This is a genomic window from Kitasatospora sp. NPDC038210 (genome assembly GCF_055600605.1).
This window is the reverse complement of the sequence record NZ_JBVJYK010000044.1, coordinates 24970-39452: the sequence shown is the minus strand read 5'-3', so window position 1 is coordinate 39452 and position 14483 is coordinate 24970. Positions and strand designations below refer to the sequence as shown.

Here is a 14483-nt window from a genome sequence, read left to right as displayed (position 1 = left end):
CGGCGGGCCTGCTCGGCCCAGAACGCCAGGCGGTCCTCGGAGGCCTGCGCGTACGCGGCCGCGGTGACGTTGGCCGCTGCGGCGAGCTCTGCCGGCGGGGCGAAGCGACGCTCCTCCCTGAGGAGGTTCGCCAGGATCTCACTACTCAAGACATGCTCCTTGGTATGTGCCTGGCCGGTCTCGGCCGGACACGGTTCAGCGTTGGCACCGCAGTCCCCGCGGGGGGGTCAGTGGGCTCCGGCGCCGGTGAGTGAACGGACCTCCAGCTCCGCGTACTTGGCCGGATCCGTCGTCTCGCGTGACGCGAGGCTTCCCAGCCAGCCGAGCAGGAAGCCGATCGGGATGGAGACGAGACCGGGGTTCTCCAGCGGGAACCAGTGGAAGTCGCTGTGGGGCAGCAGGGATGCCGGTGTGCCCGAGACGACTGGGGAGAAGACCACCAGCAGTACGGAGGAGAGCAGGCCGCCGTACATGCTGCACACGGCACCGGTGGTGTTGAACCGCTTCCAGAAGAGGCTGTACAGGATCGTCGGCAGGTTGGCCGAGGCCGCGATGGCGAAGGCCAGCGCCACCAGCGCCGCGGTGTTGAGCTTGTCCGCGAACATGCTCAGTACGACGGCCAGTGCGCCGATCCCGACGGCGGCGAGCCGCGCCACCCTGACCTCCTGCACCTCACTCACCCTGCCCTTGCGCATGGCCTGGGCGAACAGATCGTGAGCGAATGAGGCGGACGACGTGAGGGTGAGCCCGGCCACCACCGCGAGGATCGTGGCGAAGGCCACCGCCGAGATCAGCGCCAGCAGCGTAGCGCCCATGGTCGAACCGGAGCCGCCGCCGAGCATCTCGGCCAGCATGGGAGCGGCAGTGGTGCCTGCCGGGTTGGCCGCCTTGATCGCCGTGTGGCCCACCAGCGCCGCCGCGCCGAAGCCCAGCGCGAGCGTCATCAGGTAGAAGACACCGATGATGCCGATCGCCCAGTTGACCGAGGTCCGCGCGGCCTTGGCGGTCCGCACCGTGTAGAAGCGGACCAGGATGTGCGGCAGGCCGGCGGTTCCGAGCACCAGCGCGACGCCGAGGCTGATGAAGTCCAGCCGGGTGGTGGAGCTGGCGCCGTACTTCAGCCCGGGTTCGAGGAACGCCTGCCCCTTGCCGCTGGCCTCGGCGGCCGCGCCCAGCAGGGCCGAGAGGTTCCAGCCGAATCTGCTCATCACCAGAACGGTCAGCACGAGCGTTCCAGCCATCAGAAGACCGGCCTTGATGATCTGCACCCAGGTCGTGCCCTTCATACCGCCGATGACGACGTAGAGGATCATCAGCACGCCCACGCCGAAGACGATCCACTTCTTGGCGGTGTCACCGGAGACGCCGAGCAGCAGGGCCACCAGCGAGCCCGCGCCGACCATCTGGGCCAGGAGGTAGACGACGGAGACGACGATCGTCGAGATGCCCGCAGCGGTGCGCACCGGCCCCTGACGCAGGCGGAACGCCAGCACGTCGGCCATGGTGAAGCGCCCCGTGTTGCGCAGCGGTTCGGCCACCAGCACTAGTGCCAGGACCCATGCGACCAGGAATCCCACGGAATACAGGAACCCGTCGTACCCGAAGAGGGCGATGGTGCCGGTGACTCCCAGGAACGAGGCGGCCGACATGTAGTCGCCGGAGATGGCGAGACCGTTCTGGAATCCCGAGAACGACCGCCCGCCGGTGTAGAAGTCGGTGGTTCCCTTGCCCCGCCTGCCGGCCCAGAGCGTGACGCCCAGGGTGGCCGCCACCACCACGAGGAAGAGGCCGACTGTCAGCGAACGGTCCCCGTGGCTTCCGGCACTCGCCGCCAGCACCACCTGTCCGGTGCGAGCGATCACGCGGACACCCCCGTCGCCTGGCCGGGCCCGTGCGGGCCGGCCGCCAGCACCCACTCGATGTCATGCCGGACCTGCTCGGCGACAGGGTCGCGCCGCCTGTCGGCGTGGCGCGTGTACAGCCACGCGGTCAGGAAGGTCGCGCAGAACTGCGCCAAGCCGAGGAAGAACGCGACGTTCAGCCGGCCGACGACCCTGGCGTCCATGAGGCCCGGCGCATAGCTGGACAGCAGGACGTACAGCAGGTACAGGCTGAGGACCGCGATCGTCGCCAGGGTGGCGAACGTGCGCTGAGAACGCCGGAGCCAGCTGAAGGACGGGCTGCTCTGCGCCTCCTCGAAGACCGCGGACACCGTGTTCTGGGGGACCGCGCCTGTTCCGGCCCTGCCGGGCTGGTCGGCCGGGGAGCTGCCGGTGGGAGAAGTGGGCCTGTTCATGAGTCTTTCCGTAGAGGGGGCCGGCGCGGCCCGCTGGCGGTCGATCTGACCGGGAGGCGGGCGGGGCGCCGGACCGAGGTGGCGAAGCGGCCTCCCCGGCCGGTGGGCGGGGCGGCGAAAGGCAGACGCGGGCCGAACTCGGAGCGCGGGACCTTCACGTCTCACCGCGTCCACCGCACGACCCTGTCGCGCCGAACCTACGCGCGTTTCGGCCATCGGACATGACGGTGGGGACCGAAGAGTCAGCCAGGCGCCTACCGAAAGCGAAGGCGGAGCGGGAGCCACTTATCGGATACTTACGCGCAAGTTACGCACATACCGCAGAATGCCGGTCGAGGCGGCCCGCGCCCTGCCGCGGACCCCGCCGGTTGCCGCTCCCGGCCGCACCTGCCGCCGGTCCCACAACGCGACCCCAGGCCCTCCGGGAGGCTGTGGCCGCCCGTAAGACAGCATGGTGTGACATGCCAGCCAACCCAGCCGTGACCGCTCTCCGCCGTGCGGGAACCGGTCCCGTACCGAGCGGACGCTACCGCGAGTCGGAAGCCCTGGAACGGCTGCTGGCCACTCCGGGAGACGGCTGCGTCTCCGTGCTCGTCCAGGGTGGCTGGGGCAGCGGGAAGACCTCGGCGCTGCGGGCCGTCCTGGCCGGGGCCCGCGAGGACGCGACGACCCGCGTCGTGTCCGCATCGGCGGATCCGGTCGAATGCGATCTCCGCTACGCGGTGGTCCGGCAGCTCTTCGAACGCCTGGTTGCGGATGGCGCGGACTCGCCGTACGGCGGACGGACTCCGGACAGCACCCGGCGTTTCGTCCCCTGGGAGCATCGCCCAAGCGGCTCGTCGGACCCGATGGCCGGACAGGACGCGGCCGCGCTCCGCGACCTGTCCCAACTGGCCGCACAACTCACCTCCCAGGGACGCCTGCTGGTGGCCGTCGACGACCTCCAGTGGTCGGACACCGCTTCTCTCAGCTGGCTGCGCTACCTACTGCACCGGGCCGACGACCTGCCTCTGGTCGTCATCGCCACTCTCGGCCCCGAGGACGCGCGTTCGAACTCGGCGGGCATCGCCGCCGCCGTTCCGCTGTTCCAGCACCGCCTGACGCTGGGAGGCCTCTCCCACGAAGCCGTCGGATCCCTGGCGGAGGAGGTGCTGGGCGAGGCCCCGGCGCCGTCCTTCACCGCCGCATGCCGGGACGCGAGCGGCGGCAACCTCCTCCTGGTGGACGCCCTGCTGCGCGGTGCCCGGGCTTCCGGGCGCCCGGTCGACGCGGACCTGGCGCCGCGGATCACCGAGTTCGTTCCGGCCGATCTGGGCCCCGCCGTGCTCGCTCGGATCGAGGACGTCGCTCCGCACACGACCGCGACCGCGGAGGCGGTCGCGGTCCTCGGCGGCTCGCCGACCGTCGACCTCCTGACCGCCGTCACCGGGCTGACGCAGCCGCAGGTCGAGGACGCCGCACACGTGTTGGTGCGCGCGGATTGCCTGGTCCGGACGGACGAAGGCCTGTCCTTCTGCTACGACGCCCTGGCGGCCGCCGTCGCCTCCGCCGTTCTGCCGAGCAGGCGGATGGACCTCCATATCCGGGCAGCTCGGTTCCTGCTGTCCCAGGGCGCCCAGCTGGAACAGGTGGCCGGGCACCTCCTGCACAGCCCGTTGGGTGACCCGTGGGTACCGCAGGTACTGACCCGGGCCGCCGCGGCCGCCGGAAGGCGCGGCGACACGGAAGAGGCGATGGCCTTTTTGAAACGCGCCCTGCGGGAGGAACTTCCCGAGGAAGCGCGAGCGAACCTGCTGACCTCTCTGGGCAGACTGGAACTCTCCTCCAGCGTTCCGGTGGCCGTCCGCAATCTCGAACGTAGCCTGGAGCTGTCACGGGATCCGGCGGACAAGGCCGTCGCCGCACGCGGACTGGCCGGTGCAATGCTGGCGCTGGACCGCTACCCGGACGCCATGGAGACGTTGAGACGCACCGGTGAGGACCTCCGGGACACAGACTCCGTCGACGCCATGTGCCTGGAGGTCGACCTCATCCACATCGTCCTGACCAACACTGTGCCGGCTCCGGCCGTGGTACGGCGGCTGATGGAACTGGACATCTCCGACGCGGCGGACACCCGCGTACGGCGCCACTTGGCTGCCCTGCTGAGTCTGCGCGCGGTCATGGTCGGCCAGTCCCCGACGGAGGCTGTGCACCTCGCACGGCTGGCGCTGAGCCAGGGCGCCGATCCGATGGCGGACGATTCCGTGGTCTACTACGACGCCGTACTCTCACTGCGGGCAGCCGGAGAGACGGAGCTGGCATTGGAGTACGCCGACGCTGCCATGCGGAAGGCGCAGACTCGCGGCTCCGTCCTCGGCTATGTCCACGCGATGAGCATGCGGGCCAACGCCCACTGCCGGACCGGCCGGCTGCGGGAGTGCCAGGACGACGCGATGTCGGCGCTGGAGGAACTCGCCGCGATCGGCATCGGGCCGAGCCACAGCTTCAGTGTGTTCGCCATCGCCACGTTGACGGACTCGCTGGTCAGACAGGGAAAGCATGAGGACGCCGAGGAACTGCTGCGACGCGGCGACCTGTCCGGTGAGCTGAACGCCAACTGGGTCAACGACTACGTGCTGATGGTCCGCGGCCGGCTACGCGTCGCCCAGGGACGGCTGGAGGAGGGCCTTGCCGACTTCCTGCTGTGCGGCAAGCGGACCTGCAGCCGAGGTCTACACACTCCGGCATTCCACTCGTGGCGTTCCGAGGCGGCGCTGGTCCATGCGGCGTTGCGACAGAGCGAGGCCGCCCGGTCGCTGGCCGAGGAGGAACTGACCCTCGCCCGTGCCTGGGGTGTGCCCGAGACGGTGGGGGTGGCCCTGCATGCCATGGGCACCGTCGTCGGGGGGCCGGAAGGGCTCAACATGCTCCGCGAGGCCGTGGAACTCCTCGGTGGAGCACCCGCACGCCTGCGGTACGCACAGACGCTGGCCGACTGCGGTGTCCTCACCCGCAAGGCCGGGCGGTTGGCCGAGGCACGTCCCCTTCTGCAGAAGGCCGCCAGTGTCGCGCACGAGTGCGGCGCGACCCCGCTGGCCGATCGGGCGCTCGCCGAGCTGCGGGCTGTCGGCGACCGCCCGCGCGGCCGCTCGTTCCACGGCATCGGCGCCCTGACGGCCACCGAACGCCGGGTCGCGAACCTGGCCGCCCAGGGCATGACCAACCGTGAGATCGCCCAGCACCTTTTCGTCGGTCTGCGCACCGTGGAGCTCCACCTCTCCAATGTCTACGGGAAGCTCGCCATCGACGGCCGTGCGGGGCTGGCGCACGCACTGTCGTCCTCCGAGGGCCATCGCAGCGAACGGACGGACGGCAACCCGGCCGGCGGAAAAGTCCTCGGTCCCGACCGCCAGGTGTCCGCGTCGTCCGACGCCTAGATTTATCGGTCTAGACCATTCGCGGTTACGGAGGGAGGCTCATGGCGCTGACCAAGTCGGCCATGATCGAAGCGGTTGACAGGAGCATTCGGCAGGCCGATCCGGGCGAGCGTCCCGTGGCGACGCTGGCCGTCGTCTGGGGAGAAGACCATCCGCTGCTCGACGCGCTGATCACCGGCGTCGGCACGGCGGACACCCACTTCGTCACCCTCACCGACCGGGCCGTGCTGGTGCACAGGATCAGGGGCGCCTTCTTTCGCCAGCCGGACCGGCTGACGCTGACCCTCGGCCTGGAGGAGGCCCGCACCGGAATCAGCGATGTCCGACGAGGGGTTCTGTGGAGCTCCTTCCGGCTCCAGCCCCCAGGTGGGACCAAGCCCGTCCATCTGAGCGTCTGCCGGATGTGGTTCCCGGAAATGGACCGTTTCCTCGCCGAACTGGCCGTCGAGGCGGCGCATCCGTGACCGGCGAACCGCCGACCGGAAAGCACCGGGGCCCGCTCGGGCAACAGCGGGGCCGCAGCACGCTGTGGCGACTACGAGCCCACCGGCACGGTTCGCCGTCACTTCCGACGAGCCAACGGGACCGCCGGCCAGGGCACTTATCCGGTGCGGTCGAGAAGAGCTCGCGCCCGCTGTTCACCTGAGGCGTCCCCGAGTTCTGCGAGCGCGGCCCGCGCCCGCTCCGCGAACGGACCAGCCTGGTCCAGCCGACCGGCGTCGGCCAGCACCGAGGCGCAGGACAGCAGCGTGTGGGCGCGCTGCGTCCGAAGCCCCCGCGCCTCGCACAGGTCGATGGCCGCACGGTACTCATCCAAGGCTTCGTCGTGACGGCCGAGCGCCGCCAGCGCCTCGCCCAGGGCGCGATGGGCGAGGGCGGTACCGGCGGGACTCTCGGCCTCGAGGCAACTCTCGAGGGCGTCCCGGGCGGCTCCCAGCGCCTCGTGGGGCTGGTCGAGTGCCAGGTGCGCCCGGACGAGACCGAACGAGCACTGCGCAGCCACACCGAAGTCCTCGATCCGGTGGGACAGGGCCTGACCGTGGCGGAAGTGCGCGACCGCCTCGTCCAGGCCACCGGGCCGCATGGCGACCACCATCCCCATGACGTGCACCAGGCGGTGGGACAGCAGCTGCTGCTGCGGGCCCGGGGTTTCACAGGCGCGCAGGGCCAGAGCGCGCGCCTCCTCGTGCCGTTCGGTGCGCGCGCAGGCGATGGCCACCACGACACGGCAGAAGAGGGCGGCGACGCTCTCACCGTGCCGCTCGGCGGCGTCCAGCAGCTTGCGGGCCAGCACCTCCAGCACATGCCAGGGCAGGCACAGGTCGGTGTACGGCATGAGGAGCGCCAGAAGGCTCGCCAGGGTCCGGGTGTCCTCGGCGCAGACCGACCGGTAGGGGTGGTCGACGATCTGGCGGGCGACGGCGAGCATGGCCCCGAGCTCGTTGATCACCCACTCCTGCGCGTTGGAGTCGTCCGGGAGAGCCGGACCGCCGAGCGCGTCCTGCTGGTCGGCCGCGGCGGGCAGCCGACTGTGCGGCCACTCCGCGCGCAGGGCTGCCGCCAACCCGGAAAGGTAGAAGCGGGCGGTCCGGCTCAGGGTCTCCTGCCGTACCTCCGGGGCATCGGTCTCCACTGTCCGGTGGCGGGCGAACAGCCGCAGGAGATCGTGGTAACGGTAGTGCCCGGGGTCGCCCGGCTCCAGCAGCCCGGCATGGGCCAGGTCGTCCAGGACGTCCTCGGCCGCGCGCAGCTCGCACCGCAGGGCCGCCGCTGCGGCGGCCAACGAGACATCGGCCGCCTCGGGAATCGCCAGCAACCGGAAGGCCCGCGCCTGGTCGGCGTCCAGGGCCGAGTAGCCGAGCTGGAAGACCTGCTCCACGGCCAGGCTCCCGGTCTCCAGCTCGGTGAGCCGCCGTCCGCGGTCGCCGAGCCGGGACGCCAGGTACGACAGGGACCAGCGCGGCCGAGCCGCCAAGCGGGCGCCGACGATACGGACTGCCAGCGGGAGCATGCCGCACGCATGCACCAGGTCGGCCGCCGCCTGTGGCTCCCGACGGCACCGGTCGGCTCCCGCCAGGCGTTCCAGCAGGCTCCGGGCGTCCCGCTCACTGAGTGGTTCCAGTGCGGTGCGGCTGGTCGCGGGCAGGCAGATCAGCGGGGTACGGCTGGTGACCAGAACGGCGCACCCGGACGTGCCCGGCAGCAGAGCGTTCACCTGCGTGGTGTCGGCCGCGTTGTCCAGCAGGAGGAGCAGACCGCGATCGGCCAGCCACGAGCGGTACAGGGAGGTACGCTCGCCGCGGTCACGTGGAATGCTCCCGGGCGCGACGCCCAGCGCCCGCAGGAACAGTTCCTGGACCTCGTACGGGTCCGCGGCCTCCCGACCGACCCCGCGCAGGTCGGCGTAGAGCTGGCCGTCGGGGAACCGGTCACGCACGGCGTGCGCGGCGTGAACGGCCAGGGCGGTCTTGCCCACACCACCCATGCCGTGGATCACGCAGACGACGGGCGCGGTGCTCTGCCTTCGCGAGCCGCCGACGAGGGCGTCGCGCGCGCTCGCCACCTCCTCCTGGCGACCGGTGAAGTCGGGTGCGTCCGGCGGGAGTTGCGCCGGAGGGGCCCAGGCCGGGCGCACCGGTCCGCCGGATTCGGCCTGCTCGCCGACCGATGGGGATGCCACCCCCGACGGTACCGACAGTGTCGGATCGGCTTCGAGAATGCGCTGGTGCAACCGCACCAGATCGAGTCCGGGATCGACTCCCAGTTCCTCGGCCAGAAGCCGCCTGGCCGTCGCGAACCCGGCCAGCGCCTCCCCCTGACGGCCACAGCGGTACAGCGCCACCATCTGCAGCGCGCGCAGACCCTCGCGCAGCGGGTACTCGTCCGCCAGCGCGGTCAGCTCGGTGACGGCCCGGGTATGCCGACCGAGCTGGAGCTCCAGATCCAGCCGCGCCTCGGTCAGGACCAGCCGGTACTCCGAGAGGCGGTCGCGGTGCCGCTGTGCGTAGTCACCGGGGACTCCGGTCAGCGGTGTGCCGTCCCACAGGCCCTCCGCTTGGGCTAGCAGGCGGGCGGCCGACTCCAGGTCCCCCCGGCTTGCGGCCGTCTCCGCCTCGGATCCCAGCTTCTCGACCTCGACGACGTCCAACGCCCGGTCGTCCAGCCTCAGTGCGTAACCGCCGGCCCGGGAGACCAGGACCTCCGGCGCGGAGGATCCGGTCTCCAGCGCGGCCCGCAGACGCGAGACGTGATTGCGCAGGGCAGCGGGGGCGCTGGCCGGCGGATCCGATCCCCAGACGTCCTGCACCAGTTCGTCCGAGGAAGCGACCCGGCCGCACCTCAGCGCCAGTGCGGCCAGAACGGCACGCTGCTGCGCCGATCCGGTATCCAGTTCCCGTTCACCACGCCATGCCCGGAGAGGCCCGAGTACCGCGATCCGCAGCCCGCCCATATTGCTGTTCCACCGTTCCGATCCATGGCCTCGGCCGAGGATCCGATGGTGGTCACCTGCTGGGCGGCCTAGCCCGAGCCGTCATTTTCCCACTATCACGACGCCGCCCGGGTGGGCGGTCCACGGTTCGGGACGATCGTGCCCGGCCTCGACCATGCCACGCATCCGGTCGCCTCGGTCGCCCACCGGCGTCCGGGCCCCCGCCGATGCGCACACACCCGCAGGCCGCCCGTTCCTCGCCCTCGGGGCTTTCCGCGGTACTCACCGACGGCACCGACCCGGCAACTGCGCCCGGCGCCCCCACCGGCCCGCACCCCGTGCCCTTCTACGAGCACCTGGCCGTCGGCACCGGGGTCAGCCTCGACCGGCTGCGGCTACGGACCCGCAGGGCGTTCGTCGACCTGGCCGCGCCAGTCGCCCAGGGCATGCCCGAGGCGCCGCCCGTGGCCGGTTGACCAGCGGCCCCGTCACCGACGCCGATGAGGGGAGGAGCCTTTGCGACGCCGCCCCTCACCCGCGTTCGACCGCGGGGGTTCAGGGCCCGCGGGATCCGGGGCGCTGCGCGTCCATCACGGGCTGGCGCCGCGGTTCCGCGGCTTCCCCGTCGGCATCTCGGGGGCCGATCGAGTGTGTCCCAACCGGCCTTGTCCGAAGTCGAGTGCACTTCTCTCCAGTGACACGGTGGCGTCGCGGACACTGGTGGCCTGGGCGACCAGCCTGATCCCAACATGGCCGATCGACCGGGCCTCTGCTCCCATCAACAAACGCCGCTGCCGCTCGCCGAGATACGGAAAGACCGCCTCGAAGTTGGCGGACAGCGGCACCTGTTGCTTTCCAATGCGCTCGTATCACGCCAGCGAGCCGCAGAGCGGGATACTACGGGTTAACGACCTGCGAGCCCCGACTGAACGGCGTTTGGATCTAGCGGCCCGCCGAATCTTAGCGGGCGGACAGCGCTTGCCTGGCACCGGTGTTGAGCAGAACCGAGCCGGTCAGGGCCGCGGTCTCGACAGCGATCTCCGTGGCCGCCGGGTTCACGTGTTCCAGTTCGGAACGCCGGTCGATGATCAGGTCGACGATCTTTCCGGCCAGAACCGGGTCGAAGCCCTTCTTGACCACCAGCACGTTGGGCACCACGACGGTCGGCACGTCGGCCGCCTGCTTGTAGACCGCGGCCGGTATGAGGCCCGGCTGGTAGACCTGGCCGTACTGCTGCAGCGCGCCCAGTTGGGGGCTGACGTCCAGGAACCGGACCTTCCCCTTGAGGCTGGTGGTGAGGTCGGTGATGCCTCCCGTCGGCAGCCCGCCCGACCAGAAGAGAGCGTCCACGGTGCCGCCCTTCATCGCGTCTACCGTCTCCGGCAGGCCGAGCCGTTGCGCCTGGACGTCCTTGTCGTAGTTCAGCCCGACCGCCTCCAGGATCCGATGGGCGATCACCTCCGTACCGGAGCCGGGCGAACCGGTGGAGATCCGCTTCCCCTTCATGTCGGCGACCGAGGTGATGCCGGAGTCCGCCCGGACGATCACCTGGGTGTAGTTCAGGTAGAGCCGTGCCAGTGCTTCCACGGGCTGCGGCTGGCTGAAGGAGCCCGCGCCGGCGACGGCGTCGCTGGCGGTGTCCAGCAGCGAGAAGGCGATGTCGTAGCTGCCGGAGACCACGCCCTGGATGTTCTGGACGGAAGCGCCGGTCGCCGTCGCGGTCGCCCGGTAGCCGGGGATGTGGTCCGAGATCTGCTGCGCCAGGCAGCCGCCCAGCGGGTAATAGACACCGGTGGTGTTGCCGGTCGCGATCGTAAGCCTGCCACCCGCACCTCCGGAGTGGGTGGCGGAGCCGTCGGTCTGCTTTCCGCCGCAGCCCGCCGTGGTGAAGACCACGGCGAGAGCCACCGCGGCCAGGCGCCCGGTGCGGCGACGGACGCGCGTCAGGCGACGGGTCTGGGTGAGGATGTGCTTCATCGAGGGGTGTTTCCTTTCACCCGGCACAGTGGGGAGTTCAGCAGGAGACAGCCGCGACCCGTCGTCGACGGCGCAACAGTTGAACGCCGCAGGCGAGTGCGAGCAGCGCGCAGCCGAGGGCGATCGATACGGGCTCCAGGTAGAGCCGGAGGAACGCGGCAGCCGCGCAGAGCGCGCGTTCGAGCGCGGTCGCGGGCCCCAGCAGGCGGCCTCCGGTGGCCGCCGCCAACACGGCCACCGCGACTGAGGAGACGGCTGTCGTCCAGACAATGTCGACGACCCGTCCCTGTCCCAGCGGGTAGGCCCCATTGTCGTTCAGCACAAAGGAAAACGGCACCAGGAACGCCGACAGCGAGTACTTCCGGGTCTGCATCATGGTGCCGAGGGGGTTCCCGACGGTGCTGGCGGCGGCTGCGGCCGCCAGCACCGTCGGCGGGGTCATTTCCGACAGCACGGCGTAGTAACCAACCCAACGACCACAGCCACCCAAAGTCACTGGTATTGCATCTAGTTGACTTGAAGTCATGACAGGCCCCGGGCAGGCGAGTCGGGTCTGCGGAGCTCCTGCACTCGGCGAAGGCCCGATCAGTCGCGATGCCGCGGGCAAGCGCAGCTGGGCCACGAATCATCGGAAGCGTGGCGGGTGCCATCTTCGTCCGGGTCGCGGTAGAAAGTCCTCTCAGCCAGGTCCTGGTGGTGGCCGTCGGCACTTATCCGGTAGACCCTGAGCGTCAGCACTCTGGTCCGCCGGCCAAGGGGCGCGAGGTAGCAGGAGCTCGCCTCTCTCAAGCCGTCCCTCCCACGGCGGCCTCGACGGCACCGTCGCGCCCCCCGGCAGGGGCAGGTCGCTGTGCGGGGGGCAGCTCCGCCTTCCCGGTCTCCCGCATGGCCAGGTAGACGACCAGGGAGATCCCCGCACAGGCGGAAACGTACCAGTAGAAGCCCGATTCCATCGAAGCGTCCTTGAACCAGAGCGCAACGTACTCCGCCGTCCCGCCGAACAGGGCGTTGGCCAGGGCATACGGGAGCGCGACGCCCAGCGCGCGAACGTGGGTGGGGAACAGCTCCGCCTTCACCGCGGCGTTGATCGACGTGTAGCCGGTGACGATCACCAGCGCCGCCAACGAGAGCAGCAGCGCGCCGCCGAACGTGCGGGTGTGCGACAGCATCGTCATGAGCGGCACGGTTCCGAACAGCGATCCGATCCCGAACGCGATCAGCAGTGGTCGCCTGCCCACCCGATCCGACAGCGCCCCGGCCAGCGGCTGCAGCAGCATGAACACGAACAGAGCGCAGAAGCTGACCAGCGACGCGTCGTTCTTGCTCAGGCCGACGGTGTTCGACAGGTACTTCGTCAGGTAGGTGGTGTACGTGTAGTACGCCACGGTACCGCCGATGGTCAGGGCCATCACCAGCGCGAACTCGCGCTTGTGCCGCAACAGCTCCCGTACGGTTCCACGTTCAGGACTCCCCGCATCGGACTCCTCGTCGGTGTACGCCTGCGTCTCGACCATGCTGCGCCGCAGCCACAGGACGACAGCGGCACCCACCGTGCCGACCAGGAAGGGAATCCGCCAGCCGTAGGAATGCAGCTCGGCGTTGGTCATGGTCCGCTGCAGAATGATCTGCAGGCCGAGACCGAACAGTTGCCCCAGCGTCATGGAGACGTACTGGAAGCTGGACGTGAAGCCCCGGCGGTTCGGGTGCGATGCCTCCGTGAGGTAGGTGGCGCTGGCAGCGTACTCGCCGCCGACGGACAGCCCCTGCAACAGCCGGGCCACCAGCAGTACGCCCGCGCCGAGATTGCCGGCCTGACGGTAGGTCGGGGCCACGGCGACGAGCAGCGCGCTGACCGACATCAGGGCCACGCTCAAGGTGAGCGCGGCCTTGCGGCCGCGCCGGTCGGCATACCGGCCGAGAATCCATCCTCCGACGGGGCGCATGAAGAATCCGACGGCGAAGATGGCGGCGGTGTTCAGCAGTTGTGCCGTGGCGTTGCCGTGAGGGAAGAAGGCACCGGCGAAATAGGTGGCGAAGGTGGTGTAGACGAACCAGTCGTACCACTCGACGAGGTTGCCGACCGACCCGCCTATCACGGGCTTCCACGGCATACGGGTTGCTCTCACCTGCATGGCGTCGGGCATTGGGGAGCTCCTGCACTTCCTTGCAACCAGGCCGTCACCCGCGGAAGGAGCGGATGCCAGGGACCTGAGAGTCGATGAAACCGCGTCCTGACCAACACTCTGGGACATCCGGTTGAGAGACCAGTCCACCAACGAGGACGACTGAAACTCAAGCGCGCGACCCGTGTCCGCTCAAACTCTTCGGTCCCAGGTGCAGCGCTCTACGGTCCCTGCGGGATGCTGCTTCCTCCGCACCGTGGGGAGGAGGAAGCAGCACGCATGCCGGCCCGCTGAATCGGCAGGCCGGGCACGGGATGGGTCCACGCGCCGCCAGGCCGCCCGTCCCGCGAGCTCAGGGCTTTCCGCCCGGCGCTCATTCCGCCAGCGTCCGACATCACCCGTCGCCGATCAACCGGCGCGGATCGCCTGAGCCGAAGTCTTCGGTCCGCCGTGACGCACCCTTCGGTACCGGCCGGCAGCCGATCTCGTCGTGCCCGTAACCCAGAGCGCGCCCAGCTGTTCGCAACGGAAGCACGGTGTCGCGTGGCGCGCACCGAATGGACGGGCAAGCCGGACCGAAGGATTTCGTTCGTCGGTTGACGGCTCTGGACCGGGCTCGCGCAGGTCTGATGTGATCGGTTCGCGAGCCCCCGGAGGTGCGTGCGGACACCGCCGCTCCGGGGGCAGTTCCGCGTGCCTCGACCCGTCCGAGCCGTATCCGGCAGTGGCGAGGGCCTGCCCCCCCGAGACGAACCGAGTTCAAGGAGAAGGAATGGCAACAACCTGTACGTCGTCCACCACATGGAGGAGCGCGCTGCCGGATGGCCAAGGACTGGTGTTCCTGCGCTCTTCCGGTGTGGCCGCCTACCCGGTCTCGCGGCGGGGCCGCGAGCAGGAGTCGAGCGGGGTGACCAGCCCCGAGGAGCTGATCGCGGCCGCGCACTCCTCCTGCTACTGCATGACCCTCTCGCAGGCCCTCACCGAGGCAGGCACGCCACCGCTCTCCCTTGCAGCCAGAGCTGACGTGACGTTCCATCCGGGCGTCGGGATCACCGTTATCGCCTTGACCGTCAGCGGCACGGTGCCGGGCGTCTCGGTCGAATCGTTCACCGCTGCGGCCGAGGACGCCATGCGCAACTGCCCGGTCAGCCAGGCACTGGCCGCCGTCCCCATCACCCTGGCCGTGAGCCTGCCGGCCTGACGCGAACGGCAGCCTGTAATCCAGATAGTCAGTTGAT

General features: G+C 70.1%; 10 protein-coding genes and 1 pseudogene. 4 read left to right on the top strand and 7 right to left on the bottom strand.

What is annotated here, in order from left to right; all coding sequences use genetic code 11:
• Positions 1 to 227: 227 nt before the first annotated feature.
• Together ACZ7KX_RS40515 and ACZ7KX_RS40510 are read right to left on the bottom strand one after the other, a co-directional pair.
• The gene (locus ACZ7KX_RS40515) at positions 228 to 1862 is read right to left on the bottom strand and encodes a solute symporter family protein (protein WP_470330950.1); all 1635 of its coding nucleotides are present in this window, start codon (positions 1860 to 1862) and stop codon (positions 228 to 230) included.
• Positions 1859 to 2296 (bottom strand): DUF485 domain-containing protein, encoded by a 438-nt coding sequence (locus ACZ7KX_RS40510; protein WP_470330949.1) that lies wholly within the window; start codon positions 2294 to 2296, stop codon positions 1859 to 1861. Before ACZ7KX_RS40510 ends, ACZ7KX_RS40515 begins: the two co-directional genes overlap by 4 nt.
• A gap of 368 nt (positions 2297 to 2664) precedes the next feature.
• Between ACZ7KX_RS40510 and ACZ7KX_RS40505 the strand changes: the two genes are divergently transcribed.
• Together ACZ7KX_RS40505 and ACZ7KX_RS40500 are read left to right on the top strand one after the other, a co-directional pair.
• The gene (locus tag ACZ7KX_RS40505) at positions 2665 to 5715 is read left to right on the top strand and encodes an AAA family ATPase (protein WP_470330948.1); all 3051 of its coding nucleotides are present in this window, start codon (positions 2665 to 2667) and stop codon (positions 5713 to 5715) included.
• A 41-nt stretch (positions 5716 to 5756) separates the two neighbouring features.
• Positions 5757 to 6179 carry a hypothetical protein gene (locus ACZ7KX_RS40500; protein ID WP_470330947.1) on the top strand — a complete coding sequence of 141 codons (423 nt, stop codon included), beginning with the start codon at positions 5757 to 5759 and terminating at the stop codon, positions 6177 to 6179.
• A gap of 137 nt (positions 6180 to 6316) precedes the next feature.
• On the opposite strand, the gene ACZ7KX_RS40495 is transcribed toward ACZ7KX_RS40500, so the two are convergent.
• Positions 6317 to 9166 (bottom strand): AfsR/SARP family transcriptional regulator, encoded by a 2850-nt coding sequence (locus ACZ7KX_RS40495; RefSeq protein ID WP_470330946.1) that lies wholly within the window; start codon positions 9164 to 9166, stop codon positions 6317 to 6319.
• 206 nt (positions 9167 to 9372) lie between these two features.
• Between ACZ7KX_RS40495 and ACZ7KX_RS40490 the strand changes: the two genes are divergently transcribed.
• Complete coding sequence (locus ACZ7KX_RS40490) at positions 9373 to 9621, top strand: hypothetical protein (protein ID WP_470330945.1); 249 nt, start codon at positions 9373 to 9375, stop codon at positions 9619 to 9621.
• Positions 9622 to 9789: 168 nt separating this feature from the next.
• Here the strand turns inward: ACZ7KX_RS40490 and ACZ7KX_RS40485 are convergent.
• From ACZ7KX_RS40485 to ACZ7KX_RS40470, 4 genes and pseudogenes are all read right to left on the bottom strand, one after another.
• Positions 9790 to 10005: pseudogene (locus ACZ7KX_RS40485) on the bottom strand (ISAzo13 family transposase); the annotation flags it as partial.
• A gap of 100 nt (positions 10006 to 10105) precedes the next feature.
• Positions 10106 to 11122, bottom strand: coding sequence for a TAXI family TRAP transporter solute-binding subunit (locus ACZ7KX_RS40480; RefSeq protein WP_470330944.1), 1017 nt, complete (start codon positions 11120 to 11122; stop codon positions 10106 to 10108).
• Positions 11123 to 11159: 37 nt separating this feature from the next.
• Positions 11160 to 11576, bottom strand: a complete 417-nt coding sequence (locus ACZ7KX_RS40475) for a hypothetical protein (RefSeq protein WP_470330943.1) — start codon at positions 11574 to 11576, stop codon at positions 11160 to 11162.
• A 331-nt stretch (positions 11577 to 11907) separates the two neighbouring features.
• The gene (locus ACZ7KX_RS40470) at positions 11908 to 13266 is read right to left on the bottom strand and encodes an MFS transporter (protein ID WP_470330942.1); all 1359 of its coding nucleotides are present in this window, start codon (positions 13264 to 13266) and stop codon (positions 11908 to 11910) included.
• 751 nt (positions 13267 to 14017) lie between these two features.
• On the opposite strand from ACZ7KX_RS40470, the gene ACZ7KX_RS40465 reads away from it, so the two are divergent.
• Positions 14018 to 14446 carry an OsmC family peroxiredoxin gene (locus tag ACZ7KX_RS40465; protein WP_470330941.1) on the top strand — a complete coding sequence of 143 codons (429 nt, stop codon included), beginning with the start codon at positions 14018 to 14020 and terminating at the stop codon, positions 14444 to 14446.
• The last annotated feature ends 37 nt before the right edge of the window (positions 14447 to 14483 follow it).

What these genes read in the sequence shown, in the direction of transcription:
- ACZ7KX_RS40510 (WP_470330949.1), bottom strand. Translation starts at nt 2,296, where the DNA reads ATGAACAGGCCCACTTCTCCCACCGGCAGCTCCCCGGCCGACCAGCCC.
- ACZ7KX_RS40500 (WP_470330947.1), top strand. Translation starts at nt 5,757, where the DNA reads ATGGCGCTGACCAAGTCGGCCATGATCGAAGCGGTTGACAGGAGCATT.
- ACZ7KX_RS40495 (WP_470330946.1), bottom strand. Translation starts at nt 9,166, where the DNA reads ATGGGCGGGCTGCGGATCGCGGTACTCGGGCCTCTCCGGGCATGGCGT.
- ACZ7KX_RS40490 (WP_470330945.1), top strand. Translation starts at nt 9,373, where the DNA reads ATGCGCACACACCCGCAGGCCGCCCGTTCCTCGCCCTCGGGGCTTTCC.
- ACZ7KX_RS40480 (WP_470330944.1), bottom strand. Translation starts at nt 11,122, where the DNA reads ATGAAGCACATCCTCACCCAGACCCGTCGCCTGACGCGCGTCCGTCGC.
- ACZ7KX_RS40470 (WP_470330942.1), bottom strand. Translation starts at nt 13,266, where the DNA reads ATGCCCGACGCCATGCAGGTGAGAGCAACCCGTATGCCGTGGAAGCCC.
- ACZ7KX_RS40465 (WP_470330941.1), top strand. Translation starts at nt 14,018, where the DNA reads ATGGCAACAACCTGTACGTCGTCCACCACATGGAGGAGCGCGCTGCCG.